The sequence below is a fragment of the Janthinobacterium amylolyticum genome (genome assembly GCF_051380655.1).
Taxonomy (GTDB): Bacteria; Pseudomonadota; Gammaproteobacteria; order Burkholderiales; family Burkholderiaceae_D; genus Janthinobacterium.
In genome coordinates this window covers 84,971-110,848 of record NZ_JBNYXL010000002.1, presented here as the reverse complement: position 1 = coordinate 110,848, position 25,878 = coordinate 84,971, and the positions used below count along the sequence as shown (strand labels likewise).

The following is a 25,878-nucleotide window of genomic DNA, read 5'->3' as shown; positions in this document are numbered from 1 at the left end:
GAGAGTAGCCATCATGCCATGTAATCCTGGAAACTCAAGCGTCACACGTACTGCTCAGCTCGCATCATGAAAAATGATGCCCAGGGTGTGGCGCATCCCGGAACACAGGCGCGATACGCCATGGCGCATGTTCACCCGGTAACTGCCGCGCGTGCCATTGACGGGCCGCAGGGCCACGGGAAAGAGGACGGCATCGCCCTGCGCGAGCGGCACCACTTCCACGCGCGACTGCATGCGCGGGCGCTGCTCCGTCAGCACGAATTCGCCACCCGTGAAATCGACTTGCGGGCGCGACAGCAAGATGGCCAGCTGCAGCGGGAACACGTGCTCGCCATACAGGTCCTGGTGCAGGCAGTTGTAATCGCCTTCGCGGTAGCGCAGCAGCAAAGGCGTGGGCCGCGCCTGGCCGGCCAGGTGGCAGCGCGCCAGGAAGTCCGCGTGGCCCAGCGGAAATCGGCTGTCGAGTCCCATGCTGGCGTGCCAGCGGTTGGCAATCGCCGCCAGGGGCGGATACAACTGCGCGCGCAACGCGGCCACCGGCGCTGGCAGCGGATAGGCCCAGTACTGGTACTCGCCCTGGCCAAAGCCGTGGCGCTGCATCACCACCTTGCTGCGAAAATGCGCTGCCTCGTCGTATTGCGCCGCCAGCGCGGCGCAGGCATCCGCATCAAGCAAGCCCGGCAGGACGGCGCAGCCGTGGGCGTTCAGCGCCTCTTCAATCGTCTGCCAGTCCAGCGCCATCATGCTTTTCCCTCGCGTTCGAGCAGCGCCTGCTTGCGCTCCACGCCCCAGCGGTAGCCGGACAAGGCGCCATCGTTGCGCACCACGCGGTGGCAGGGAATGGCGACGGCCAGGGCATTGGCGGCGCAGGCGCCCGCCACGGCCCGTGCGCCATGCGGCGCGCCGATGCGGCGGGCCAGCTCGGCGTAGCTGACGGTGCTGCCGGCGGGAATCTCGCGCAAGGCTTGCCACACGCGCTGCTGGAAGACGGTGCCGCGCACGTCGAGCGGCAAGTCCAGGCCCAGGCCGGGCGCCTCGACCAGGCCCACCACTTGCGCCACCGTCTGTTCGTAATCGGCTTGCGCGCCGCGCAGTTCGGCGCGGGGAAAGCGGTCCTGCAAGTCGCGCAGCAGCACGGCCGGATCGTCATCGATGAGGATGGCGCAAATGCCCTTGTCCGTGCTGGCCACGAGGATGGCGCCCAGCGAGCAGGCACCAATCGCAAAACGGATCACGGCGCCGCTGCCGCCAGCGCGGAAGGCGCCCGGCGTCATGCCCAGCAAGCCGGGCGTGGCCGCATAGAAACGCCCGCTGGAATTGAAGCCGGCCGCGTACAGGGCCTCGGTGACGTTGCCATCCTGCGCCAGGCTGACCTTCAGGCGCTCGCCGCGCCGCGCCGCCGCGTAGGCTTTGGGCGTGATGCCCGTGTGCGCCTTGAAGACGCGGTGAAAGTGAAAACGGCTCAGGCCGGCTGCCTGCGCCAGCGCATCAAGCTCGGGCAGCTCGTCGCTGGTGTCGATCAGGCGGCAGATGTCGGCCACGATGGCCGCCTGGCGCTGGGCCAGCGGCGGCAGGTTGGGCTTGCAGCGCAGGCAGGGGCGGAAACCGGCCGCCTCCGCCTGCTCGCAGCTGGCGTGGAAGGCCACGTTGCGGCGCAAGGCGGGGCGCGCCGCGCAGGACGGACGGCAATACACGCCCGTCGTGCGCACGGAATAGTAAAAGACGCCGTCGGCGTCGGGCGCGCGGCGCTGCAGGGCGTCCCAGCGCTCGTCATCGGTAATGTAAGAATGATGCATGTCGGACTCCGTGCTTGTGATTGGCAAGTATCCAGCATAGCCAGCGCCGGGACGCGCCACACTCCGGCGCTTGCTTTTGAATTCAAAAAAGGCTGGCGGCGCCCGCCTTGCTCGGTGCTAAAATCGTCCATCGCGCCTCCGCCCGGCGGCGCGCCCAGCCCGCGCTTCGGAGAAACCGCATTGGACGATCACAATACACAAGAAAATACGCCCATTTTCCAGCGCATCAAGGATTTTCTGCTGGCCGGCATCGCCGCCGGACGCTGGAAAGAAGGCGACGTGATTCCCTCCGAACAAGCCTTGGTGAAACAATTCGGCGTCTCGCGCATGACGGTCAACCGCGCCGTACGCGAACTGACGAGCGAACAGGTGCTGACGCGGCGCCAGGGTTCCGGCACCTATGTTGCGCAGCAAAAATACCAGGCGACCCTGCTGGAAATCAAGAGTATCGCCGACGAAGTGCGCGCGCGCGGGCACATCCACCGCAGCAGCTTGCAATTGCTCGAACGCACCAAGGCCTCTGACTTGCTGGCCAAGCAATTCGGCCTGGTGCCGGAACAGCCGCTGTTCCACTCGCTGATCGTGCACTTTGAAAACGGCGTGCCGATCCAGGTGGAAGACCGCTGGGTCAATCCCCAGTGCGCGCCCGACTACATGACGCAGGACTTTTCCAGCATCACGCCGAACGAATACCTGATGGCCGCCGCGCCCCTGCAGGGCGCCACCTACAGCATCGAAGCGCTGTCGGCGCCGCGCGACATCGCCGAAATGCTGGCCATCGACACGAAACAGGCCTGCCTGGTGCTGCGCCGCCAGACGCGCTCGGGCGGCAAGATCGCCTCAATCGCCACCATGTGGCACCCGGGACACCGCTATCAGTTCGCCGGCAGCTTTGCCTGAGACCGGACACGCTGATTCCGTAGCATGATTTCGCGCGAAATTTCTCACGAATTCTCACAAAGACGTGAAAAAACATAGCGCCGTGCGCTAAAAAAAGCCGCGTTTTTGCCGTTTCCGAACTTAACCACTCCGAGTAAATATTCGATGCTATAGTTGCCGCCAGAAAAGCGCGGCAAGCGTCAAATTGCGCGCGCATCCTGTATGCCAGCCGGTCCAATCACGCCCCAGAAAGGGATGCATTTGTCGTATTGCAGCCACACGAGTTTCAGCGCACCACGCCGCCGGCGCCTTGCGCTGCGCCGGCTCGCTCGTACGATGCTAGCCGCAGGCTTGGGGCTGCCGCTTCCCGCACTGGCGCTGACGGCGCCCGTGGGGGCCAACTCGCTGCTGTGGCCGTATGCGGCCGCCAGTGCCACGGCCCTGGCGGGCCTGGCCTGCTGGCAAGCCTGGCGCTGGCGGCAACAGGTGCGGCGCCTGCAGCTGCCCGCTGCCGGCGCGGGCGGACCGCATGCCGCGCAAGCCTTGCGCGGCGCGGCCATGGCCGGCTGGACCTGGCGCTGCCAGGGCGACACCCTGCTGTTCTCTGCCGTGTACCAGGAGATACTGGGCGACCGGCAGGCCAGGCTCGAGCACACCTTGGCCGCCTGGCTGGCCGAAGTGCACCGCGATGACCGCGCGCGCCTGAGCCAGGCATTCCGCCAGCACTTCGACGGCCAGGCGCCGGGTGTCTTCAACTGCGAATTCCGCTTGCGCCACAGCGATGGCCACTGGCGCTGGCTGCTGGCGCGCGGCGCCGTCCTCACGCGCGCCTCCGACGGTGCCGCCACCCAGGCCAGCGGCATCGTCTGCGACATCAGCGAACGCAAGAACGACGAGGAACTGCGCATGCGCTGCATGCTCGAAGCGGCGCCCGAAGCCATGCTGGTGGCCGATGTCGATGGCAAGGTGCATTACGCCAACCAGATCGGCGCGCGCTGCTTCGGCTATCCGCTGGCCGAACTGGCGGGCATGTCGCTCGATCAGCTGGTGCCGGAAAGCACGGCCAGCCAGTCGGCAGGCGACCCGCAGGCCAGGCACAGCCTGCCTGGCAGGGTGATGATGGCGCGGCGCCGCGACGGCACGCACTTCCCGGCCAAGGTCAGCCTGTCGCCGCTGCGCATGGCCGGGCAGGTGTTTTCCATCGTCTCGCTGCGCGACATGACGCAGCGCCAGCGCGCCGAGGAAGCCCTGCACGCCAGCTCGGAACGCTACCGCCTGATCGTGCAGACGGCGGCCGAAGGCATCTGGATGACGGATGCCGATGGCAAGACCACCTTCGTCAATCCGAAGATGGCGCACATGCTCGGCTATACGGTGCAGGAAATGCTGCACCGCCCCATGCTCGACTTCATGGACCGTGACAGCCAGCTGCTGATGCAGCGGCGCCTGGCCAGCCACGGCAGCCTGGCCAGCCAGCCGGACCAGGTCGATTTCCGCTTCTTCCGCAAGGATCTGTCGAGCCTGTGGGGCTTGTTGTCGAGCACCAGCATCCAGTCGGAAACGGGCGAGCCGGGCGGTACCCTGGCAATGATCACCGACATCACGGAGCGGCGCCAGGCCTCGATCGCGCTGTCGAACTCCAGCCAGCGCATGGCTTCCGTCTTCGGCGCCGTGACGAATGGCCTGGTGGTGCAGGACAGCCATGGACATATCCTGGAAAGCAATGCCGCCGCCGAACGCATGCTGGCGGCCAGCCCGGCCAGCCAGGCCAACCGCAGCCTGTGGCAAGCCGTGCGCGAGGACGGCTCCGCCTTCGACCGCAACAGCCATCCCGTGCACATCACCCTGTCGACGGGCGAGGCCATGCGCGACGTGCTGATGGGCGTGCAGCAGCCGGACGGCAGCCTGTTGTGGCTGTCCGTCAACACGGAAGCCATCCGCGATGAGTACGGCAAGGTCGGCATGGTGGTGGCCAGCCTGACGGACATCACGTATCACAAGCGCAGCGAGAGCGCCCTGCGCGAACTCAACGAGCATCTGGAAGAGCGCGTGGCGCAGCGCACGGAACAGCTCGACCAGGCCAAGCAGGTGGCCGAGGAAGCCAGCCTGGCGAAGGGACAGTTCCTCGCCAACATGAGCCATGAAATCCGCACGCCGATGAATGGCGTGATCGGCATGGCCTACCTGGCGCTGAAGACGGAACTGGAGCCGCGCCAGCGCGATTACCTGGAAAAGATCCGCTTTGCCGGCGAGCACTTGCTGGGCATCATCGACGACATCCTCGACATTTCGAAGATCGAAGCGGGCAAGCTGGAAATCGAGCGCGTCAACTTCAGTTTCGACCATGTGGTGCAAACCCTGATGACGGTGGTGGCGCCGCGCGCCGCCGGCAAGAACCTGGAACTGGTGTTCGAGATCGATCCGCAACTGCCGGCCGTGCTGGTGGGCGACCCGCTGCGCCTGGGCCAGGTACTGATCAATTACGCGAATAACGCCGTCAAGTTCAGCGAACAGGGCAGCATCACCATCAAGGTCAACAAAGTGGTGGCGGACGCCAAGCACTGCCTGGTGCGCTTTGAAGTGTGCGACCACGGCATCGGCCTGTCGCAGGACGAGATGAGCAAACTGTTCCAGTCATTCCAGCAGGCCGACACCTCCACCACGCGCGAATACGGCGGCACGGGCCTGGGCCTGGCCATCTGCAAGCAGCTGGCCCAGCTGATGGGCGGCGACGTCGGCGTCGACAGCCGCCCCGGCGCCGGCAGCACTTTCTGGTTTACTGCCAACCTGGGCATTTCCGACCAGGCCGCCCCCGCCGTGCTCGACAGCATGGTGCAGACGGCGGCCGCCATGCGCGCCAGCGCCGACGCGGCCCTCGTCATGCGCACGCTCAAGGATGCCCGCATCCTGCTGGTGGAAGACAATACCTTCAACCAGCAGGTGGCGTTGGAACTGCTGGAAGAAGCGGGCGCGTCCGTCTGCCTGGCCAACAATGGCGAAGAGGCGCTCGATTTGCTGCGCCAGACGCAGTTCGACTGCGTGCTGATGGATGTGCAGATGCCGCTGATGGATGGCTTGCAGGCAACGCGCCACATCCGCGCCGACCCGCAGCTGGCGCATCTGCGCGTGCTGGCCATGACGGCCACGGCCACCAGCGAAGACCGCGTGCGCTGCCTGGATGCCGGCATGGACGACTTCATTTCCAAGCCCATCCAGCCGGCTATGATGTACCAGACCATCGCCAGCTGGCTGCCGGCGCGCGACACGCCGCCGCCCGCGCGCAGCCGCGCCGCGCCCGCCTTCAAGACCACCCTGGCCGGCGATCCGGAAGTGATCGACCTGTCCATCCTGGCCAAGCTGCTGGGCTACAACCCGCAAAAGGTGCGCAAGTTCGCCTTCAAGTTCCTGCAGACGACGCAGGACGGCTTTGGCGACATGGACGCGGCCCTGGCGCGCGGCGATGTGCACCAGGTGCGCGAACTGGGGCACCGCATCAAGTCGTCGGCACGCACGGTGGGCGCCCTGGGCCTGGCCGAACTGTGCCACAGCCTGGAGACGCTGGCGCCGGGCGAGCCGGCCGAGGAAACGGAGCGGGCGCGGCGCATCGTCACGCGCCTGTGGCCCCTGCTGGACCAGATTACCGAAGAAATCATGAATAACACCAGCTTTGCCAACGACGACTAGCTACCGCCAGGACGTTGCGGCAAGACAAACAGCATCGACCACGATGCAGCAGACAAACCGGAAACAGAAAGACATCACATGAACAATGCATCGAATCCACACACCGAGGCCAAGGCCCAGGATGAAGCGGGCCTGGCGCCCCTGCGCGTACTGCTGCTCGACGACGACGTCTTCATGCTCGACGTGCTCAGCGACATGCTCGAGCAGCTGGGCCAGTTCGACATCCGCTGCGAATCGCACAGCGAACAGGCGCTGAGCAGCCTGCAGCAGCACCAGCCGGACCTGCTGATCTGCGACCTGTCCATGCCGGATATCGACGGCATCGAATTTTTGCGCATGGCGGCCGACAACGGCTTCCGCGGCGGCGTGGTGCTGCTGTCGGGCCTGCACTCGGCCGTGCGCCTGGCGGCCGAGCGCCTGGCCGTGGCCAATGGCCTGCATATATTAGGCACCTTCCGCAAGCCGATGGAAAGCGCGGAATTGCAGCTGATGGTGAACTTGCAACGCCAGCACTCGGCGCGTTCCACCAGCGCCCAGGCCCAGGACGGCGATGCATGACAAGGGGGCGCGGCGCCGGTTCGCGCCAGCAGGCATGCGGCTTTGCCGCCCGCTGAACGGGCGGCGGGCCGATCTGCCTCAAGTTTTTCTGCAATAATCGCCACGCTTTGAAAAAATGGGTTATTATTTCAGCCATCCCCGCCTGCATACCTCTGGTCGCACCTTCCAAGAACATTGAATTCGTGCCCATTGCCCCCATCTTCAAGCTGTATTCCAGGAAGCATGGATGGCGAACCAGCGTATGGTTAATTCCAGGCATTATTGATCCCACCCTCATTTGAGGAAAATATGAGCGAAAATATCAAACACATTAGCGATGCATCTTTTGAAGCAGACGTCCTGAACTCCGAGTTGCCAGTGCTGGTCGACTTCTGGGCGGAATGGTGCGGTCCCTGCAAGGCCATCGCCCCGATCCTGGAAGAAGTCGCCAAGGAATACGCCGGCCGCATCCAGATCGCCAAGATGGACGTTGACGCCAACCAGGCAGTTCCTGCCAAGTTCGGCATCCGCGGCATCCCGACCCTGATCCTGTTCAAGGATGGTGTTGCAGCTGCGCAAAAAGTGGGCGCCATGGCCAAGGGCCAGTTGACCGCTTTCGTCGACAGCAACATTTAATGTATGATAGGCAGCGCTGCGCCCGCAGCGCCGCCTGACTGGAACGTCCGGGAAGCGGCTTTGCCATCATTCGTGCACAGCCTTCCCCAATAATTAATCAACGCCACGCAGTCCCCTCCCCTACCTTTACATCCCGTCTCGGGACACTCAACACATATGCATTTATCCGAACTAAAGGCCCTACACGTATCCGCCCTGCTTGAGATGGCGATCGGTCTTGACATTGACAACGCAGCCCGCTTGCGCAAACAGGAGCTGATGTTCGCTATCCTGAAAAAACGCGCCAAGTCCGGCGAACAGATTTTTGGCGACGGCGCCCTGGAAGTGCTGCCTGACGGCTTCGGCTTCCTGCGCTCGCCTGACGCCAGCTACATGGCGTCCACCGACGACATTTACATCTCCCCTTCGCAAATCCGCCGCTTCAATCTGCACACCGGCGATTCGATCGAAGGCGAGGTACGGACCCCGAAAGATGGCGAACGCTATTTCGCATTGGTCAAAGTAGACAAGGTCAACGGCGAATCGCCGGAAGCCTCGAAACACCGCATCCTGTTTGAAAACCTGACGCCGCTGCACCCGAACGAGCCGCTGCGCCTGGAACGTGAAATGAATGGCCAGGAAAACATCACCGGCCGCATCATCGACCTGATCGCCCCGATCGGCAAAGGCCAGCGCGGCCTGCTGGTGGCGTCGCCGAAATCCGGCAAATCCGTGATCCTGCAGCACATCGCGCATGCGATCACGGCGAACCACCCGGACATCACCCTGATCGTGCTGCTGATCGACGAACGTCCGGAAGAAGTTACCGAAATGCAACGCTCGGTGCGCGGCGAAGTCGTCGCCTCGACCTTCGACGAGCCGGCCACGCGCCACGTGCAAGTGGCCGAGATGGTGCTGGAAAAAGCCAAGCGCCTGGTCGAAATGAAAAAAGACGTGGTGATTCTGCTCGACTCGATCACCCGCCTGGCACGCGCCTACAACACCGTGATCCCTGCCTCGGGCAAGGTCCTGACCGGTGGTGTCGACGCGAACGCGCTGCAACGTCCAAAACGCTTCTTCGGCGCCGCGCGCAATATCGAAGAAGGCGGCTCGCTGACCATCATCGCCACGGCGCTGATCGAAACGGGTTCGCGCATGGATGACGTGATCTTTGAAGAATTCAAGGGTACCGGCAACATGGAAGTGCATCTGGAACGCCGCCTGGCCGAAAAACGCGTCTACCCGGCCATCAACCTGAACAAATCGGGTACCCGCCGCGAAGAACTGCTGATCAAGCCAAACGAACTGCAAAAAATCTGGATCCTGCGCAAGTTGCTGTACTCGATGGACGAGATCGAGGCGATGGAGTTCATTCTCGACAAGATGAAGGCCACAAAGAACAACGCCGAGTTCTTCGACATGATGCGTAGAGGCGGCTAAAACCTACTGCGCGGCCACATTTGCGATCTCCGTTGCTCACTGTACTAAAGTACAGTTCCGCTACTCAATCGTAACTGTGGCCTGCTCGCTACGGTTTTATCTCGCCTCCCAGCTAGGCCCAAGCCGCTCATTGAGCGGCTTTTTTATTGCCTGCGACGGGAAAGCGCTATATAATCGACGGTTGCATTATTTTAAACCCTGGCAAGTGATCGGCAATCGGGTCAAGAAGCAAGACGACCGACGAAGTGCTGTTTGGCTACCTACTTAGAGAGAATCCCATGAAAGTCGATACCCATCCAGAATACCGCGAAGTTGTTTTCCACGATCTGTCGTGCGATTTCAAATTCGTTACCCGTTCGACCATCCAAACCCGCGAAAAAATCACCCACGACGGTAAAGAATACCCACTGGTGAAGATCGAGGTTTCGGCTGAATCGCACCCATTCTTCACGGGCAAGCACAAAATCGTCGACACCGCTGGTCGCGTCGAGAAGTTCCGTCAGAAGTTCGGTTCCGTTGGTTCGAAAACCGCAGTCGCAGCAGGCTAATTTTTGCCGCTCGCGGCAAAAAGGGCAGCTTCGGCTACCAGGAAAAAGGCAGCTACGGCTGCCTTTTTTGTCTTTGGCAACAGCTTTGGCCACCCGTGCCGCTTTCCTCTATACTGCCGCTTACCCCCGACGCCATTGCTCATGCGTCTTACCATTTTTACTGATACCGACCATCGATGAAGCCAGTCCGCCTTCCCGCCGCTGCCACACTCGCGCTGCCACGATGGGCCTTGTTTGCGCTTGGCCTGCTGTACATCCTGCCTGGCCTGATCGGCCGCGAACCGTGGAAGAACGATGACGCCGCCAGTTTCGGCATCATGTGGACCATGGCGCACGGCGGCCTGAACGACTGGCTATGGCCCAACGTGGCCGGCCTGTCCATGCCGGAAGAAGGCCCGCTGGCCTTCTGGCTGGGCGCCATTTTCATCAAATTGTTCGGCTGGATCGACGGCGACGTGTTTGGTGCGCGCATGTCGACCATCGGCATCTTTGTCGTCAGCACCCTGTCCGTCTGGTACACCGCCTTCCACCTGGGGCGCCGCAACGATGCCCAGCCCCTGCGCCTGGCGTTCGGCGGCCAGCCAGAGCCGGACGATTTCGGCCGCACCCTGGCCGATGCCGCCGTGCTCATCTACCTGGGCTGCCTGGGCTTGCTGCAGCACAGCCACGACATCACGGCCGAAGCGCTGTACGTTTCCCTGATGGCCTACCTGCTGTACCGCTCCGTGCGCTACGTGGAAGGCCCGTCCGTGCGCAATGCCGCCCTGCTGGGCCTGGCATTGGGCAGCCTGACCCTCACGCGCGGCTGGATCACGCCGGCCGCGCTGGTCATCGCCATGCTGCTGTGCACCGTCTTCCTGCGCCTGCCGTTGCTGCGCAGCGTGCGCCACCTGGCGCTGGCCGTGCTCGTTGCCATCGGGCTGACCCTGGTCTGGCTGCTGCCGGGCGAGTTGATCCAGCCGTATGGCCATTCGCCGCTGCAGGCGTGGATGGAATGGAACTGCCGCCAGTTCAGCCCGCCCAGCGTGAAAAGCCTGCAGTATTTCCTGCGCGTCGGCATCTGGTTCTTCTGGCCCGCCTGGCCTTTCGCCGCCTGGGCCGTGTACGCCTGGCGCCGCCAGCACCACGTGCTGCACATCGTCGTGCCGCTGACCTTTGTCGCCATGCTGGCCATCCTCGGCCTGTGCCATCCGGATCCGGACCCGAGCCAGCTGCTGCCGCTGCTGCCGCCACTGGCCGTGATGGCCGCCTTCGGCCTGCTGACCATGAAACGCGGCGCCATCAACGCCATCGACTGGTTCTCCGTGATGGTGCTGACCATTTGCGCCTTCGTACTGTGGCTGTTCTGGTTCGCCACCCTGACGGGCTGGCCGCCGCGCCTGGCCTACAACGCCCTGAAACTGTTGCCGGGATTCAAGCCCGAGCTGGAACTGGTGGCGTTTTTCGTCGCCGCCTGCGTCAGCGCCGGCTGGGTCGCCCTGGTGCACTGGCGCATCTCGCGCCAGCCGGCCGTGCTGTGGCGCGCCGTCGTCCTGTCATCCGGCGGGCTGATCCTGATCTGGGTGCTGATCATGACGCTGTTCTTGCCAGAACTGAACTACAGCAAGAGCTACACCAGCGTGGCGCACCAGATTTCCATCCACCTGCCGCCGGACAGCAAGTGCATCAACAGCAATGTCGGCCCCGCCCAGCGGGCCACGTTCGGCTACTACGGCCGCCTGCCATTTGCCGAGGTGGGCCAGAAGCAATGCGACCTGTACTTGCTGCAGGACAGCACCAGAGTAGCGGACAAGCAAGAACGCTTGCCCAAGCACGCTGCCGGCTGGGTCAAGCTGTGGGAAGGCCGCCGCCCAACCGATGACGTGGAACGCTTCCGCCTGTACCAGCGGGTACGCTAGCGCGGCAAAAAGCCGCAAAAAAACCGGGGCTAGCTCAGCAGCCCCGGTTTTTTATTGCTCATTTAAACATATTAAATGCATGAAAAGTGTTGCATTAAAATATATTTAATTACTTAAATTGAACTAGAATTGCTTTTTAGATTATAATAGCTGGCTGCGTGATGGCGGTGTGTCGCTTTCCCGCCCTCTCCGTCCCCAAATTACTATGAGAATGTCCATGAAATTATTTACCACACGTACCCTGCCGCTGATCAGCGCCGCCCTGTTTGCCTTCTCCTTCAGCACGGCGGCCCAGGCAACCGTGGTTGACCTTGGCGTTGCCAATGGTTATTCCGCCTTCATCTTCGGCAACATCGGCAGCAGCGCGGCCAGCGGCTTTACCAGCGTGGGCGGCAGCATCGCCGCCGGCGGCGACATTTTCCTGAATAGCTACTCCGTCGGCACGAACAAGACGGCAGGCAGCGCCGCCAATACCATCGTGGCTGGCGGCAACCTGAACACGGGCTGGGGCACGCTTACCGGTTCGGCCGTGTATGGCGTGAGCAACGCTAACGCCACCCTGACGGCACCACAATGGTTCCCGACTAACAACATCAGCAAAGGCAATGCTTCCACCCTGGACTTCGCCGGTGCCAAGCAGCAACTGACGACCCTGTCGGGTGATGTGGCCAAGCTGCAATCGAACGGTACCGTGGTGTCGCAGTACGGCAACATGACCCTGGTGGGCAACATCAACGCCGATGTGAACATTTTCAACATCGATGCGTCGAATCTGCATAACCTGACCCTGGACCTGTCCTCGCTGAAGAGCACGGCCAGCATCATCATCAACGGCAGCGCCAGCAACATCACCATGAGCGGCGGCTTCGACAATTTCGGCAGCTACGCCAACCGCACGCTGTTCAACTTCGCCAACGCCACCACCACCAACCTGAACAATGTCGGCATCAACGGCAGCATCCTGGCGCCAAACAGCGCATTTTCGGGTTCGGGCAACATGAACGGCACCCTGATCGCCGATTCGGTCAGCTCCATCAACTATGGCCATGTGTCGATGAACGGTGCCGGCTTCAACACGGTGAACGTGTCGGCCGTGCCGGAACCAGGCACCTATGCCATGCTGCTGGCCGGCCTGGGCTTGCTGGCATTCCTGCGCCGCCGTACGCCGGCACGCGCACCACAGATGCACATGGCTTAAGTCTTACGCCAAAGCAATCAAAAACACCGGGCCGCGCAAGCGTCCCGGTGTTTTTTTATGTGCCGGCGAAAAGCTTAGTCTCCGCCCAGGCCCAGATCGTTGGCCACCTGCTGGCGCAGCACATACTTCTGGATCTTGCCCGTCACCGTCATGGGAAATTCCGCCACGAAGCGCACGTAGCGGGGTATCTTGTAGTAGGCGATCTGGCCGTCGCAAAAGGCGCGGATATCCTCGCTGGTAGCCTGCGTGCCGGGCCGCAAGATAATGCAGGCGCACAGTTCTTCGCCATACTTGGCGTCCGGCACGCCCACGCATTGCACGTCGAGCACGCTCGGATGGCGGTACAGGAATTCTTCCACTTCGCGCGGATAGATGTTTTCGCCGCCGCGGATGACCATGTCTTTCGAGCGGCCGACGATGCTGCAAAAGCCGTTCGCGTCGATCACGGCCAGGTCGCCCGTGTGCATCCAGCGCGCCGCGTCGATGGCTTCCGCCGTCTTTTCCGCATCGCCCCAGTAGCCCTGCATCACGGAATAGCCGCGCGTGAGCAGCTCGCCCTTGGCGCCGCGCGGCACGATATGGCCTTCCGCATCGACGATTTTCACTTCCAGGTGCGGATGCACCCTGCCGATGGACGACACGCGCATTTCGCGCGGGTCCTCGATCGATGTCTGGAAGCTGACGGGTGAGGTTTCCGTCATGCCATAGGCGATGGTGATCTCCGCCATGTGCATCAGCTCGATGACCCGGCTCATCACTTCCATCGGGCACGGCGAGCCGGCCATGATGCCGGTGCGCAGCCTGGACAGGTCGTATTGCTTGAAGTCCGGATGGTCGAGGATGGCGATGAACATGGTCGGCACGCCATGCAGGCCCGTGCAGCGCTCGGCCTGCACCGTTTCCAGCACGGCCTTCGGATCGAAGCCTTCGCCCGGATACACCATGGCCGCGCCATGCGTGACGCAGGCCAGGTTGCCCAGCACCATGCCGAAACAGTGGTACAGGGGCACGGGAATGCACAGGCGGTCCTGCTGCGTCAGACGCATGGCTTCACCGATGAAAAAGCCGTTGTTCAGGATATTGTGGTGCGTCAGGGTGGCGCCTTTCGGCGCGCCCGTGGTGCCGGAGGTGAACTGAATGTTGACGGCGTCGTCAAACTGCAAGGTAGCGCTCACTTCTTCCAGATGCGCCAGGTCGGCGCCGGTGATGCCTTCCATCACCGCATCGAAGTTGTGCATGCCTGGCGTGGCGGCCGCGCCCAGGCGGATGACGTGGCGCAACTGCGGCAGGCGCGGCGACTGCAGCGCGCCGGCGCGCGAACGGGCGATCTCCGGCACCACATCCTGCACGATGGCCAGATAGTCGCTGGACTTGAAGCTGGGCGACAGGATCAGCGCGCTGCACTGTACCTTGTCGAGCACATACTCGAGCTCCGAACGCCGGTAGGCGGGGTTGATGTTGACCATGATCAGCCCCGCTTTCGCCGTGGCAAACTGCGTCAGCACCCATTCGGCGCAATTCTGCGACCAGATGCCGACCCGTTCGCCCGGCCGCAAGCCCAGCTTCAGCAGGCCGGCCGCCAGGCGGTGCACGCGCTGCTGGAATTCCAAATACGTCCAGCGCACGTTCTGGTGCGCCACGATCAGGGCGTCATGCTGGCCGTAGCGGGCGGCGATGCCGTCCAGGTAAGCGCCTATTGTTTCGCCGATCAACGGCGTCTCGTGGGCGCCGTGTACATAACTCATTGCTTGCATGCTGTCTCCAGGGGCTGTGGCGCGTCGCGCTCTTGTTATCGTCGTCGATGCTGAAAATTATAGCCGCATATGCACGCCTCCCGCGTCCGCCAAGGCAGGGACGCCAGGGATGCGCGCCTATGTTGCCGACTTAACAAATAGCCGCACTCCGCAGCCATGTTCGCAAAGGAAACATCAGCGCTCCTGTAGAATATTTTTTGCGCCAGCTTGGCAAGCCGGGCAACGCCTCCCTTATTCCGATTTTGCTTATGAATCAAGAAACTCCTTGCTTCTCCGTTTTACTCATCGATGATGAAGCCCTTGCGCTCGATTTCATCGCGTACGGCTTCGAACGCTGCGACGATGTGCGCCTGCGCTACGACGCCCGCTCGGAAAACGCGGTGGCCCTGGCACGCGAAGTGGCCGCCACCACCGTGCTGGTCGACTTGCGCATGCCCGGCGCGGACGGTTTTGATGTCATCCGCATGCTGCGCGCCGATCCGGCCACCGAGCACATTCCCGTGGTGCTGCTGTCGTCCGAGGAAGATCCGTCGATCAAGGTGGCGGCCTTCGCCAGCGGCGCCAATGATTACCTGGTGAAATGGCCGGACTCGCGCGAATTGCTGGCCCGCGTGCGCTACCACAGCGCAGCCTACGTGGCGCGCCAGCAGCGCGACGCCGCCTTCATCTCGCTGCGCCTGAGCCAGGAAGAACTGGCCGTGAGCCAGTCGGCGCTGCACCAGGCGCAGAAGATGGAAGCCATCGGCCAGTTGACGGGCGGCGTCGCCCACGATTTCAATAACGTGCTGCAAATCATCGGCGGCAATTTGCAACTGATCAAGCTGCTCGGCGGCGTCAGCGAGAAGGCCCTGAGCCGCATCGACATCGCCCTGGCCGGCGTGGAAAGGGGCGCCAAGCTGTCCGCGCACCTGCTGGCATTCGCCCGGCGCCAGCCGCTGCAGGCGCAACTGGTCAATCCGGGCCAGGTCTTGCGCGACATGGGCGACATGATCCGCCGCCTGCTCGATCCGCGCACCACCATCGTCACGGATATCGAGGCGGGACTGTGGAGCACCATGGTCGACGCCAACCAGCTCAATAACGTGCTGCTCAACCTGGCCATCAACGCACGCGACGCCATGGCGGCGGACGGCACCCTGAGCATCCGCGCGCAAAACCAGCCGTCCGGCTCCCCCCTGCTGTCGGAAGTGGGCAATGAAGACTATGTCATGCTGGAAATTGCCGATACGGGCAAGGGCATGGAAGTGGCGGTGCTGCAGCGCGCCTTCGAACCGTTCTTCACCACCAAGCCCACGGGCCAGGGCACGGGCCTGGGCCTGAGCATGGCGTACGGCTTCGTCAAGCAGTCGGGCGGCGAAATCATTCTCAAGAGTACGCCGGGCGTGGGCACCAGCGTGAAGATTTTCCTGCTGCGCAGCGCAAGCCAGGCGGCCGCCATCGAAGAGCCCGTGACAGTGCCGCTGAGCCGCGGCCTGGAAACCATCCTGGTGGTGGAAGACGAGGAAGAAGTGCGGCGCTCGACCGTTGAGCTGCTGTCGGCGCTGGGCTACCGCGTGCTGCAGGCGGCCGATGCGGGCAAGGCCATGAGCCTGGTCCATTCGGGCATGCCGATCGACCTGGTATTTACCGATGTCATCATGCCGGGCGACACCAGCAGCCTGCAGCTGAGCGAGGCCGTGCGCCAGCATTTGCCCGGCACGCACATCCTGTTTACCTCGGGCTATGCCGAGGGCGTACTGACGCATGAGGGACGCCTTGATCCCGGCGTCAACCTGCTGCAAAAACCCTACACGCCGGACGTGCTCAGCGCGCGTATCCGGCATTTATTGCGTCGGGGCAAACCCGCAGGCTGAGACCGGCGCCAGGCCGGCCGTCGCCTTATTGCGGCCGCACGTAGCGGTGCGATCCGGGCGGCGGTTCGTTGAGGACGGCCCAGAAGATGCCCAGGTCGGCAATGGCGCGCACGAATTCCTCGAAATCGACAGGCTTGACGACATACGCGTTCACGCCCAGCTCGTAGCTGCGCAGCAGGTCCTGCTCTTCCTTCGATGACGTCAGCATCACCACGGGGATGCTGCGCAGTCCGGCCGTGCTGCGGATTTCCTTCAGCACTTCCAGTCCGTCGACTTTCGGCAGCTTCAGGTCCAGCAGGACGACGGCCGGATTGCCCGCCTCGCGCCGCGCGAACTGCTCGCGGCACAGCAGGTAGTCGAGCGCTTCGGCGCCATCGCGGGCGATGATCACTTCATTGGCCAGCTGGCTCTTGGCCAGGGCGATCAAGGTCAGTTCCAGGTCGTGCGGATTGTCTTCGACTAATAAAATGGGTTTTAACATAGGCTTTCCTTACATAACAATGTCTTTGGGGATGCTGAACGAGAACGTGGCACCGGCACCGGGCACGGACTCGGCCCAGACCCTGCCGCCATGGCGTTCGATGATGCGGCGCACATTGGCCAGGCCAATGCCGGTGCCGGGAAAATCCTCCATGCGGTGCAGGCGCTGGAAGACGCCGAACAGCTTGTGCACATATTCCATGTTGAAGCCGGCGCCATTGTCAGCCACGTGAAATACCACTTCCTGCGCGCTCTCGCTGGCCGTGACGGCAATGCGCGCCACCGCTTCCTGGCCGGTGAATTTCACGGCGTTCGACAGCAGGTTGTACAGCGCCAGCTGGATGAACGTGGGATCGGCCCGCACCGCCGGCAAGACGCCGATATCCCACTCCACCTGGCGCCCATGGATGTCGAGCGCCAGCTTCTGGATGCAGCCGCGCACCAGCTCCGTCATGTTCACCTGGCTGGGGTGCAGGGAAGCGCGGCCCATCTGCGAAAAACTCAGCAGATCGTCCACCAGCTTGCCCGCCAGGCGCGCCGAATCCTTGATATTTTTCAGGAAGCGGCGGCGCTTTTCCTGGTCTTCCGCGCCCGCCGTTTCCATCAGCAGATCGGAAAAGCCCACGATATGGCGCAGCGGCGCGCGCAGGTCGTGCGAGACGGAATACGAAAACGCCTCCAGCTCCTTGTTGGCGCGGCCCAGCTCTTCGGCCAGCTCGGCCATCTGCTCGGCGCGCTCGAGGACGATGCCCAGCAAGGCGCCGCGGAACTCCACCGCCAGCTCGATTTCACCGTCATGCCATGGCAGGCTGCTGCCCCGAATGGTTTCGCGCCAGGCTCCAAAGCTCAGGCGCGGCGTCAGCTGCTGCACGCCCGTCTTGTCCTGCGGCTTTCCGGCCCAGTCAATCGTGTGCACGACTTCGTGACGGAACCACAGCAAATAATGCGGATGGATGCGCGAGATCGAGACCGACAGCAGGCCGCTGGCATTGCGCGCATAGGCGGCGGCCGGTGCATAGTCGCGGCTCAGCTGGTCGGTGTGGTACACCTCGCCCTGGCCGCTCGTGCCCAGCCATTGCACCAGTGCGCGGATCTCCTGTTCGGCAGGCGCGTCGCCATAGCACAGCACGCGGTCATCGATGACGATGGCGGCGCCGCTGGCGCGCGCAAAGCGCAGCAGCTCGGGAAACACGCCGCTCAGGTTATCGGCGAAGTTGGCGTTCTGCGCCAGCCCGGCCAGCATGCTGACCATGGTGCGGCGCACTTCCAGGCGAAATTGCAGTTCGCCCGCATCCGTGCGCGTCTCGATGCACAGCGCCAGGATCTGCCCCAGCTGCTCGCACACGGTGCGCTGCTCGAAGGCCACCGGCATCGGTGTTTCGTTGTGGCATGAAATCAGGCCCCACAGCTGCCCCTTGACCACCAGCGACACGGACATCGACGCCAGGGTGCCCATGTTGCGCATGTACTGCAAGTGTATCGGCGAGACGCTGCGCAGCGCGGCGAACGACAGGTCGTTCGGCTGGCCCGTCAGGGGATTAATATCGGGCACCAGGCGCGCCGGCGTGTAGTTGGCGTCGCCGATCAGGCGGATGCGGTTGAGCATGTACAGCTCGCGTGCCTGGCGCGGAATATCCGAGGCGGGAAAGCGCTGGCCCAGATAGGAAGCGTAGCCCTCGGCCCGGTCTTCCGCCAGGACATGGCCGTGGCCGTCGCGGTCGAACTGGTACACCATCACGCGGCCAAAGCCCGTCACCTCGCGGATTTGCCGGGCGGCCAGCGCGCTCATCTCGGCGATGTCCTGCACCTCGTTGATTGTCAGGAGGAAGTTGCCCACCTTCGGATACAGCTGGCGGAAATCGGGCGCGGCCGCGCGGCTGGCCGCCTCGAACTCCAGCAGCAGCAACTGGTCACACACATGCGCGAGCACGTCGAAGTGGCGGCCATTGGCGATTTGCACCGTGCCCATATAGGCCGGCTGCACGCCGGGCGCGCCAGCGGCCAGCGCGGCTTCAAGCTGGGTACCGGCGGACGCGCCCAGGATGGCCCGCAGGTCCTGCCCCAAAGCTTGCTCTGCGGATACACCCGTCATCTGCGCCAGGTTGGCGCTTGCCTGCAAAATGCCGCGCTGGCCCGCTTGCGGCAAGGCCAGCAGGAACCCGTGCGGCTGGATACTGCCCGGTATGCGGATCGGCTCCTGTTCGCAAGTCGTCAGGTTCAGTGGCTGTGGGGCGGGCGTAACTGGCAGCATATTATTTCATGTCGGCAACTCGTGCCAATGCGGCGGTGGGAGATGTTTTATTCTACTAGAGGCCGACAACGTCGCGCCGCACCGCATGGCGGGCGGCGACATAGGCGAATGCGGGCATTTCCATTACCATGCAGCACCGCCCCCTATGGCGGACTCCATTTTCATCAGCAAGGGCAGCACGGTGCATCCATCACAACAGGGCTTTATCCTGACCCGCCACTGGCGCGACACGCGCGACGGCACGCAGGTCGATTTCTGGCTGGCAACGGATGCCGGGCCCCGCCATGTGCGCCTGCCCCTGCAGACGGCCGTCGCCTTCATTCCCATGGAGCAGCGCGAGCAGGCGGAACACGTGCTGCGCGGCGAGCGCCATGCCGAATTGCGCCCCTTGTCCCTGAGCGACTTCCACCACCGCCCCGTGCTGGGCCTGTATTGCAAGCAATACCGGCACTTGCTGAAGCTGGAAAAGCAGTTGCGCGCGCACGGCGTCGATGTGTACGAAGCCGATATCCGCCCGCCCGAACGCTACCTGATGGAACGCTTTATTACGGCGCCGGTGGCGTTTGACGGCGCCGCCCCGGGTGAGGAAGTCCACCTCAAAGCCGCAGCCGGCTACCGTCCCGCATTAAAACTCGTGTCGCTCGATATCGAGACGACGGCGCATGGCGAGCTGTATTCGCTGGCCCTGGAAGGCTGCGGCCAGCGCCAGGTATACATGCTGGGCCCGCAAAATGGCGGCGACGAGCCGCTGGACTTCGACCTGGAATACTGCGCCACGCGCGCGCAGATTCTCGAACGCCTGAACACGTGGCTGGAAACGCACGATCCGGACGCCATCATCGGCTGGAACCTGGTGCAGTTCGACTTGCGCGTGCTGCGGCAACATGCGGAACGCTGCCAGGTCCCCTTGCGCCTGGGACGCGGCGGCGCCGTCATGGAGTGGCGCGAGCATGGCGGCAAGCAGGAGCATTATTTTGCCGCCGCCGCAGGGCGATTGATCATCGACGGCATCGAAGCGCTGAAGTCGGCGACGTGGAATTTTTCTTCGTTCAGCCTGGAAAACGTGGCGCAGACGCTCTTGGGCGAAGGCAAGTCCATCGACAATCCCTACCAGCGCATGGCCGAAATCGACCGCCGTTTCCGCGAAGACAAGCCGGCGCTGGCGCGCTACAACCTCAAGGATTGCGAACTGGTCACGCGCATCTTTGCGAAAACCGAGTTGCTGACGTTTTTGCTGGAACGGGCCAGCGTGACGGGCCTGGCGGCCGACCGCAGCGGCGGCTCCGTGGCCGCCTTCGAGCATCTGTATTTGCCGCTGATGCACCGGCAAGGCTATGTGGCGCCCAACCTGGGCGATGTCTCCGGCGAGAACAGCCCCGGCGGCTTCGTCATGGATTCGCAGTCGGGCCTGTACGACTCGGTGCTGGTGCTCGACTACAAAAGCCTGTACCCGTCCATCATCCGCACCTTCCTGATCGACCCCGTGGGCCTGGTGGTGGGCACCAGCGGCGACGAAGCCGATACCGTGCCCGGCTACCGGGGCGCGCAGTTTTCGCGCGTAAAACACTGCCTGCCTGCCATCGTGGAACAGGTGTGGCGGGGCCGCGAGGCAGCCAAGCGCGAACGCAACGCACCGCTGTCGCAAGCCTTAAAAATCATCATGAACGCGTTCTATGGCGTGCTTGGCTCGAGCGGCTGCCGCTTCTTCGATCCGCGCCTGGCGTCGTCGATCACCCTGCGCGGCCACGACATCATGCACCGCACGCGCGAACTGATCACGCAGCAGGGCTACCAGGTGATCTATGGCGACACGGATTCCACCTTCGTGTGGCTGAAAACGGCGCATACGGACGAGGCGGCGGGCAAGATCGGCCGCGCCCTGGTGGCGCATGTGAACGCCTGGTGGGAACGCCATCTGCGCGAGGAGTTCGGCCTCGATAACGCGCTGGAGCTGGAGTTCGAGACGCATTACCGGCGCTTCCTGATGCCCACCATCCGTGGCTCGGAAGAAGGCAGCAAGAAACGCTACGCGGGCCTGGTGGGCAAGCCCGACGGCAGCGAGGAGATGGTCTACAAGGGCCTGGAAACGGTGCGCAGCGACTGGACCCCGCTGGCGCAGCAATTCCAGCAGGAGCTATACCGGCGCATCTTCCAGCGCACGGCCTACCAGGAGTATGTACGCGACTACGTGGCGCGCACGGTGCGCGGCGAGTTCGACGCCCTGCTCGTCTACCGCAAACGCTTGCGCCGGCCGCTCGACGACTACCAGCGCAACGTACCGCCGCATGTGCGCGCGGCGCGCACGGCCGACGCCTACAACCAGGCGCAAGGGCGGCCGCTGCAATACCAGAACGGCGGCTGGATCAGCTATGTCATCACGGTGGCGGGGCCGGAGCCGCTGGAGACGCAGCGCTCGCCCATCGACTACCAGCACTACCTGACGCGCCAGCTGCAACCGGTGGCCGACGCGATACTGCCCTTCCTCGGCGACGATTTTTCGCGCCTGGTGTCGGGCCAGCAGAACCTGTTTTAAATTTGTTTTAAATCAATTCTGCTTACCTGCGCGCCCAAGCTGAGGTAATATCGGCGCCTGCCGGGCAGTGTCCGGCCCTGTTTGCAGGCGCGCTGCGCCGCGGCAGCGTAAAATACGCCATGGCGAAAGAATAAGAGCTGTACCCAAGAAGAAGATGCCGTTCCAGACGAGAATCGTTCGCAAGAGGATAGTCGCCACTGGAATGGCGCATAATTTACAACTATGTTGAACCAGCACGCCGGACTGCCCATCGTCCGCCGGCTACTTTTGAATGAATTGATACCATGACCGAGATCACGTCCTTAAGAGACATCCCGCAAAAAAATATCTTCCGCAAGGGCGACACCTTTGTGCTGTTCGGCGAGCTGTTCGGCCGCGGCTATGTGAATGGCTTGCTGGACGAAGCGCGCAAGGCGGGCATGAATATCGTCGGCATGACGGTCGGCCGCCGCGATGAAAACATGGCGCTGCGTCCGCTGAACGCGGAAGAACTGGCTGAAGCGGAAGCCAACCTGGGCGGCCGCATCATCAACGTGCCGCTGATGGCCGGTTTCGACCTCGACGCGCCACCGGGCGAGCCGACGCCAACGGCCCTGCTGGCCGACATGACGCTGAAGAGCTGGCAGGAAGACAAGCTGGACTGGGCGCAGATCGAGCGCTGCCGCGAAGCAGGCGTAGCCCGTTTCACGGCGTCCGTGGCGAAAGCCATGGCCGAACTGGACACCCTGATTCCGGACGGCAGCAATGTGTATTTCGCCCACACCATGGCCGGCGGCATTCCGAAGGTCAAGGTCTTCCTGGCCATCGCCAACCGCATTTACAAAGGCCGCGGCGAGCGCTTCATGTCTTCGCGCGCCCTGCTCGACAGCGACCTGGGCAAGCTGATCCTGATGAACTTCGACGAAGTCACGGCCAACACCTTGCAGCACCTGATCGACGGCAGCGCCGCCATCCGCGCGCGCATCGAGAAAACCGGCGGCCAGGTGCGCTACAGCGCCTACGGCTACCACGGCACCGAGATCCTGATCGACGGCAAATACCAGTGGCAAACGTATAGCAACTACACGCAAGGCCTGGCCAAGATGCGCCTGGAAAACGTGGCCAAGGCCGCGTGGGAAAAAGGCATCAAGGCGACCGTCTTCAACTGCCCGGAAATCCGCACCAACTCGTCCGATATTTTTGTCGGCGTGGAACTGTCGCTGTTCCCCCTGCTCGACGCGCTGAAAAAAGAAGGCGGCGGCGCCTGGGCCGAAGAGCAGTGGAAAATCTGCCAGGGCTTGCTGGAAGACGGCGTCTCGCTGCAGGACTTGCTCGACCGCATCGCCGCCTACAATGGCGATACGACCAGCGTGCAATTCCGCAACTTTGACGCCTGGCCGATGGACAACACGCCGGAGCTGGCCGAAGTCATGATCGGCACCTCGGACGACATCACCAAGCTGCACAAGGACCGCAAGGAACTCATCACCGACCACCTGAGCTCCCTGGTTCTGGAAGGCACGGGCCCGCTGATGTTCCACGAAATGTCGGAACCGAAAGCGCCCGTCATCTGGCTGAACCACGACATCATCGCGCGCCAGCTGGTCTCCGTGCATAACTGACGCTAGCCGCGCCGCGCACTGACAACGCCGTCCCCGGTGCCTGCCCGGGACGGCGTTCTTGCAGGCGGCGCCAGCTTTTAACAAATGCGCTAAACCGTTTGCAAAGCGAAAAACTTGCCGGATCACGATAAATCAGTGATAATGCGTCTCGCGTTGCCGGGATGGCGGAATAGGTAGACGCACGGGACTCAAAATCCCGCGCTGGAAACAGCGTGCCGGTTCGATTCCGGCTCCCGGCACCACAGAACATGGCAGTACCAATTGAAACCCGCCCATCATGCGATGCCGGCGGGTTTTTTTATGCGGCCGCCGTTAGCGTCCCAGCCTGCGCTCCACACTCCCTGTCGATCATGCTGAAACGCGCGCAATGGCGTTTGCGGCCGTCGGCGATGGTACGCCCGTCGTGCGCCCACAGGCACAATGGCCGCACACGACCGAGCGTTTAATTCATCGGTGCTCAATTGCCCCCGCGCTGCGTGCCGGCTTCGAAAGCATGCGCCAGCAGTGACACGACCGTGTTCACACCCGGGCGCTGCACGGGTCTACAGCCAGGCATGCCCGATTTCCATCTTGCGGTTGGCCCTGACGATCATCCAGAAGCGCGTGTCCCGCCTGCAGCGGCTGACCGAGCATCAGCGCTCTTCGCGGTAGTAGTCGCAGCCCTCGAAGGTGGTGCGCAGCGCCTGCTGCAGCTGGGCGTAGCGCTCCGGCGTCAAGTTGAAACGCACGTCGATCTGGCCGTCGTCGTCCATCTGCATGGCCGCCTCGGCATCCATCTGCACGGACAAACGGTTCGGATGCAGGATCACGGCGTGCATGTGGCCGTACCAGGCAAATTCCTGGCCGCAGTATTCAATGTACGGTTCATCCATGCCCAGCGCCACGTCCTGCTCGTCGTAGTCGTCGGCGCGCTGCAGCATCAGGTAGACGGGCTCGCCGTTGGCGGCCGGTGCGGCCAGGGTGGTGATCAGGGCGTCGTCTTCATGGAGGACGGACAATTCGGTGGCGGTAAATCCTGCGGACATGGCGTGCTTTCAACAATTCAAGGGATGGCGCCACCATAGCGCAAAAGCGGCGCGGGCAACATAGGGCGCGATGAATAAAGCGTGCCGCACAGCGCGCCGCGTACACCGCCACGCCCGCCTATAATGGCCATTTCAACCATCTTCACAGGAGAGCGCCTTGTCCGCAGCTTCGCCCTACACCATCCGCCTGGCCATCCCCGGCATCGCCACCTACCAGCACTTGCGCGTTACCGCCGGCCTGAGCCCGAAAAGCACGGCGGCGGCGGCCAAGGGTCTGCCGCACTCGCTGTTTGCCGTGCAGATCCTGCATGGCGACGACGTGGTGGGCATGGGACGCGTCATCGGCGATGGCGGCTGCTTCTTCCAGGTGGTCGACATCGCCGTGCTGCCGGCCCACCAGGGCCAAGGCCTGGGCAAGATGATCATGCGCGAAATCATGCGCTTCATCGACACGGACGTGCCCGCAAGCGCGTATGTCAGCCTGATCGCCGATGGCCAGGCGCAAGACCTGTACGCGCAGTTCGGCTTCAGGCACACGGCGCCCGCCTCCGTCGGCATGGCGCTGGTACGCTGAAGCGGCTTCCCCTTCCCGGCTCAGAAGCGCAGCTTGAGCGCATAGCCCATGGCGCAGGGCGCGCCGGCGCACAGGGCCGGCTTGTACTTGGCCAGCATCATCAGCTGCGCCGTGCGCTCGCCCAGGTCCTTGTCCGGCGCCCTGCGCACCAGGACGGCGACCGGCGTGCCAGCCGCGTCGAGCTGTACTTCAACGTGTAATTCGCCGCGGCTGCCCGTGACACCCGCCACGTCCTGCACGGCACGCACCAGCTCGCCCGGGCCACGCGCGGGGTACGGCGGCTCATCGGCGTCCAGCAAAATCCGGTAAGGCCCTTTGAGCGTGCGCTGCTGTTCCCCGCTCAAGGCGCCATACGGCGCATCGAACGGTGCGGGCGAACCGCTCGCCAGGCTGAGCGCTCCCGCGCCCTTGCTGCCGCTCTCTTTGCGCACGAAGGAGTGGTTTTCCAGCGCCGCCACAGGCGTACTGCCTGCCGGCAAGCCGGCATGGAAGACACCCTCGTACTGGCGCCCGTTCGGGTAGCGTATCGTGCCCTGGCCTTCGAACAGATCGTCCTTCCAGCCGCCCGTGTAGCTGCCGCCGCGCGCATAGTCGATGCGGCCCTGGCCATTGCGCCTGCCGCCGGCAAAGCCGCCCTTGTAGCGGTCGCCCAGCGCCATCACCTGCTCGGCGTCGCCGCCGGGCTGGCCGGCCACAAACGTGGCCAGCACCTTGTTGCCATCCTTGTCGACGTGAATGCCCTTGCCATGCCATGCCCCCTGCCGGAAGCCGCCCTGGTACACGGCGCCATCTGCCGCCTGCCAGGCACCGGCGCCCTCCATCTGGCCGCGCACCAGGCTGCCTTCGTAGCGCCCGCTCTCGCGTCCATTGCGCGACCATTGCAGATAGCCGCTGCCTTGCGCGTAACCATCGCTGCAGGCGCCGCTCCAGACCACCGTGGCGTCGGCCGGCTGGCCAGCCCGGTCCACCTGGCAACCGGGCTGGCCCGCGAAAGCAACGCTGGCAGGCTGCGCCTGCGCGCCGGCACTCGCCAGCAAGACGGTCAACAAGAGGGTTTTTTTCATGGCCATAACAAAAAATAAAGAATGTCGATACTAGCATTCATTGCCGGTAAATCATGCAGGCGGCTGGGCGGTGCGGCAAGAAAATGACGCCAGGCGCTACACTGGCGGCTGGCCTGACTCCCACCATGCGAACCAGATGATTATCACT

The 25,878-nt window shown here is 63.4% G+C and carries 19 protein-coding genes and 1 tRNA gene; 13 read left to right on the top strand and 7 right to left on the bottom strand.

Annotated elements, in window-relative coordinates; genetic code table 11:
* Nucleotides 1-54: 54 nt before the first annotated feature.
* Nucleotides 55-744: a 2OG-Fe(II) oxygenase gene (locus ACQ4WR_RS04085; protein WP_436485498.1), complete on the bottom strand. Its 690-nt coding sequence runs from the start codon at nucleotides 742-744 to the stop codon at nucleotides 55-57.
* The gene (gene ada / locus ACQ4WR_RS04080; RefSeq protein WP_436485496.1) at nucleotides 741-1,796 is read right to left on the bottom strand and encodes a bifunctional DNA-binding transcriptional regulator/O6-methylguanine-DNA methyltransferase Ada; all 1,056 of its coding nucleotides are present in this window, start codon (nucleotides 1,794-1,796) and stop codon (nucleotides 741-743) included. Before ada ends, ACQ4WR_RS04085 begins: the two co-directional genes overlap by 4 nt.
* Before the next feature lie 180 nt (nucleotides 1,797-1,976).
* On the opposite strand from ada, the gene hutC reads away from it, so the two are divergent.
* The 8 genes from hutC (at nucleotide 1,977) to ACQ4WR_RS04040 (ending at nucleotide 12,595) form a co-directional block, all read left to right on the top strand.
* Entirely contained in the window at nucleotides 1,977-2,696 is a 720-nt protein-coding gene (gene hutC / locus ACQ4WR_RS04075; RefSeq protein WP_436485495.1) for a histidine utilization transcriptional repressor HutC, read from the top strand.
* A gap of 330 nt (nucleotides 2,697-3,026) precedes the next feature.
* Nucleotides 3,027-6,359, top strand: a complete 3,333-nt coding sequence (locus ACQ4WR_RS04070; RefSeq protein WP_436485494.1) for a PAS domain-containing hybrid sensor histidine kinase/response regulator — start codon at nucleotides 3,027-3,029, stop codon at nucleotides 6,357-6,359.
* A 78-nt stretch (nucleotides 6,360-6,437) separates the two neighbouring features.
* Nucleotides 6,438-6,917 (top strand): response regulator, encoded by a 480-nt coding sequence (locus tag ACQ4WR_RS04065; protein ID WP_436485492.1) that lies wholly within the window; start codon nucleotides 6,438-6,440, stop codon nucleotides 6,915-6,917.
* A gap of 288 nt (nucleotides 6,918-7,205) precedes the next feature.
* Nucleotides 7,206-7,532 carry a thioredoxin TrxA gene (gene trxA, locus ACQ4WR_RS04060; RefSeq protein ID WP_102292594.1) on the top strand — a complete coding sequence of 109 codons (327 nt, stop codon included), beginning with the start codon at nucleotides 7,206-7,208 and terminating at the stop codon, nucleotides 7,530-7,532.
* A gap of 156 nt (nucleotides 7,533-7,688) precedes the next feature.
* The gene (rho, locus tag ACQ4WR_RS04055) at nucleotides 7,689-8,951 is read left to right on the top strand and encodes a transcription termination factor Rho (protein WP_010401543.1); all 1,263 of its coding nucleotides are present in this window, start codon (nucleotides 7,689-7,691) and stop codon (nucleotides 8,949-8,951) included.
* A gap of 278 nt (nucleotides 8,952-9,229) precedes the next feature.
* Nucleotides 9,230-9,499, top strand: a complete 270-nt coding sequence (locus tag ACQ4WR_RS04050) for a type B 50S ribosomal protein L31 (RefSeq protein ID WP_034746247.1) — start codon at nucleotides 9,230-9,232, stop codon at nucleotides 9,497-9,499.
* Between the two features lie 176 nt (nucleotides 9,500-9,675).
* Nucleotides 9,676-11,397, top strand: coding sequence for an ArnT family glycosyltransferase (locus ACQ4WR_RS04045; protein ID WP_436485490.1), 1,722 nt, complete (start codon nucleotides 9,676-9,678; stop codon nucleotides 11,395-11,397).
* 217 nt (nucleotides 11,398-11,614) lie between these two features.
* Nucleotides 11,615-12,595, top strand: coding sequence for a choice-of-anchor A family protein (locus tag ACQ4WR_RS04040; protein ID WP_436485489.1), 981 nt, complete (start codon nucleotides 11,615-11,617; stop codon nucleotides 12,593-12,595).
* 74 nt (nucleotides 12,596-12,669) lie between these two features.
* Here ACQ4WR_RS04040 and ACQ4WR_RS04035 read toward each other — a convergent pair whose 3' ends face one another.
* Nucleotides 12,670-14,349, bottom strand: a complete 1,680-nt coding sequence (locus tag ACQ4WR_RS04035; RefSeq protein ID WP_436485487.1) for an AMP-binding protein — start codon at nucleotides 14,347-14,349, stop codon at nucleotides 12,670-12,672.
* Between the two features lie 248 nt (nucleotides 14,350-14,597).
* Here ACQ4WR_RS04035 and ACQ4WR_RS04030 point away from each other — a divergent pair, with 248 nt between their 5' ends.
* A complete protein-coding gene (locus ACQ4WR_RS04030; RefSeq protein ID WP_436485485.1) occupies nucleotides 14,598-16,202 on the top strand; it encodes a response regulator in 1,605 nt (534 codons plus the stop codon).
* Between the two features lie 25 nt (nucleotides 16,203-16,227).
* Here the strand turns inward: ACQ4WR_RS04030 and ACQ4WR_RS04025 are convergent, their stop codons facing one another.
* Entirely contained in the window at nucleotides 16,228-16,683 is a 456-nt protein-coding gene (locus tag ACQ4WR_RS04025) for a response regulator (RefSeq protein ID WP_102292589.1), read from the bottom strand.
* Nucleotides 16,684-16,692: 9 nt separating this feature from the next.
* Nucleotides 16,693-18,933 carry an ATP-binding protein gene (locus ACQ4WR_RS04020; protein ID WP_436485484.1) on the bottom strand — a complete coding sequence of 747 codons (2,241 nt, stop codon included), beginning with the start codon at nucleotides 18,931-18,933 and terminating at the stop codon, nucleotides 16,693-16,695.
* A 145-nt stretch (nucleotides 18,934-19,078) separates the two neighbouring features.
* Here ACQ4WR_RS04020 and ACQ4WR_RS04015 point away from each other — a divergent pair, with 145 nt between their 5' ends.
* The 3 genes from ACQ4WR_RS04015 (at nucleotide 19,079) to ACQ4WR_RS04005 (ending at nucleotide 23,309) form a co-directional block, all read left to right on the top strand.
* Nucleotides 19,079-21,466, top strand: coding sequence for a DNA polymerase II (locus ACQ4WR_RS04015; RefSeq protein WP_436485482.1), 2,388 nt, complete (start codon nucleotides 19,079-19,081; stop codon nucleotides 21,464-21,466).
* Nucleotides 21,467-21,750: 284 nt separating this feature from the next.
* A complete protein-coding gene (locus ACQ4WR_RS04010) occupies nucleotides 21,751-23,067 on the top strand; it encodes an enoyl ACP reductase FabMG family protein (protein WP_102292586.1) in 1,317 nt (438 codons plus the stop codon).
* A gap of 155 nt (nucleotides 23,068-23,222) precedes the next feature.
* Nucleotides 23,223-23,309 (top strand) — tRNA-Leu (locus ACQ4WR_RS04005).
* 390 nt (nucleotides 23,310-23,699) lie between these two features.
* On the opposite strand, the gene ACQ4WR_RS04000 is transcribed toward ACQ4WR_RS04005, so the two are convergent.
* Nucleotides 23,700-24,092 (bottom strand): Imm10 family immunity protein, encoded by a 393-nt coding sequence (locus tag ACQ4WR_RS04000; protein ID WP_436485481.1) that lies wholly within the window; start codon nucleotides 24,090-24,092, stop codon nucleotides 23,700-23,702.
* A gap of 157 nt (nucleotides 24,093-24,249) precedes the next feature.
* On the opposite strand from ACQ4WR_RS04000, the gene ACQ4WR_RS03995 reads away from it, so the two are divergent.
* Nucleotides 24,250-24,666 (top strand): GNAT family N-acetyltransferase, encoded by a 417-nt coding sequence (locus ACQ4WR_RS03995; protein ID WP_436485479.1) that lies wholly within the window; start codon nucleotides 24,250-24,252, stop codon nucleotides 24,664-24,666.
* 20 nt (nucleotides 24,667-24,686) lie between these two features.
* On the opposite strand, the gene ACQ4WR_RS03990 is transcribed toward ACQ4WR_RS03995, so the two are convergent.
* On the bottom strand, nucleotides 24,687-25,730 hold the full coding sequence (locus ACQ4WR_RS03990; protein ID WP_436485477.1) for an MORN repeat-containing protein: 1,044 nt from the start codon (nucleotides 25,728-25,730) through the stop codon (nucleotides 24,687-24,689).
* Nucleotides 25,731-25,878 lie beyond the last annotated feature (148 nt).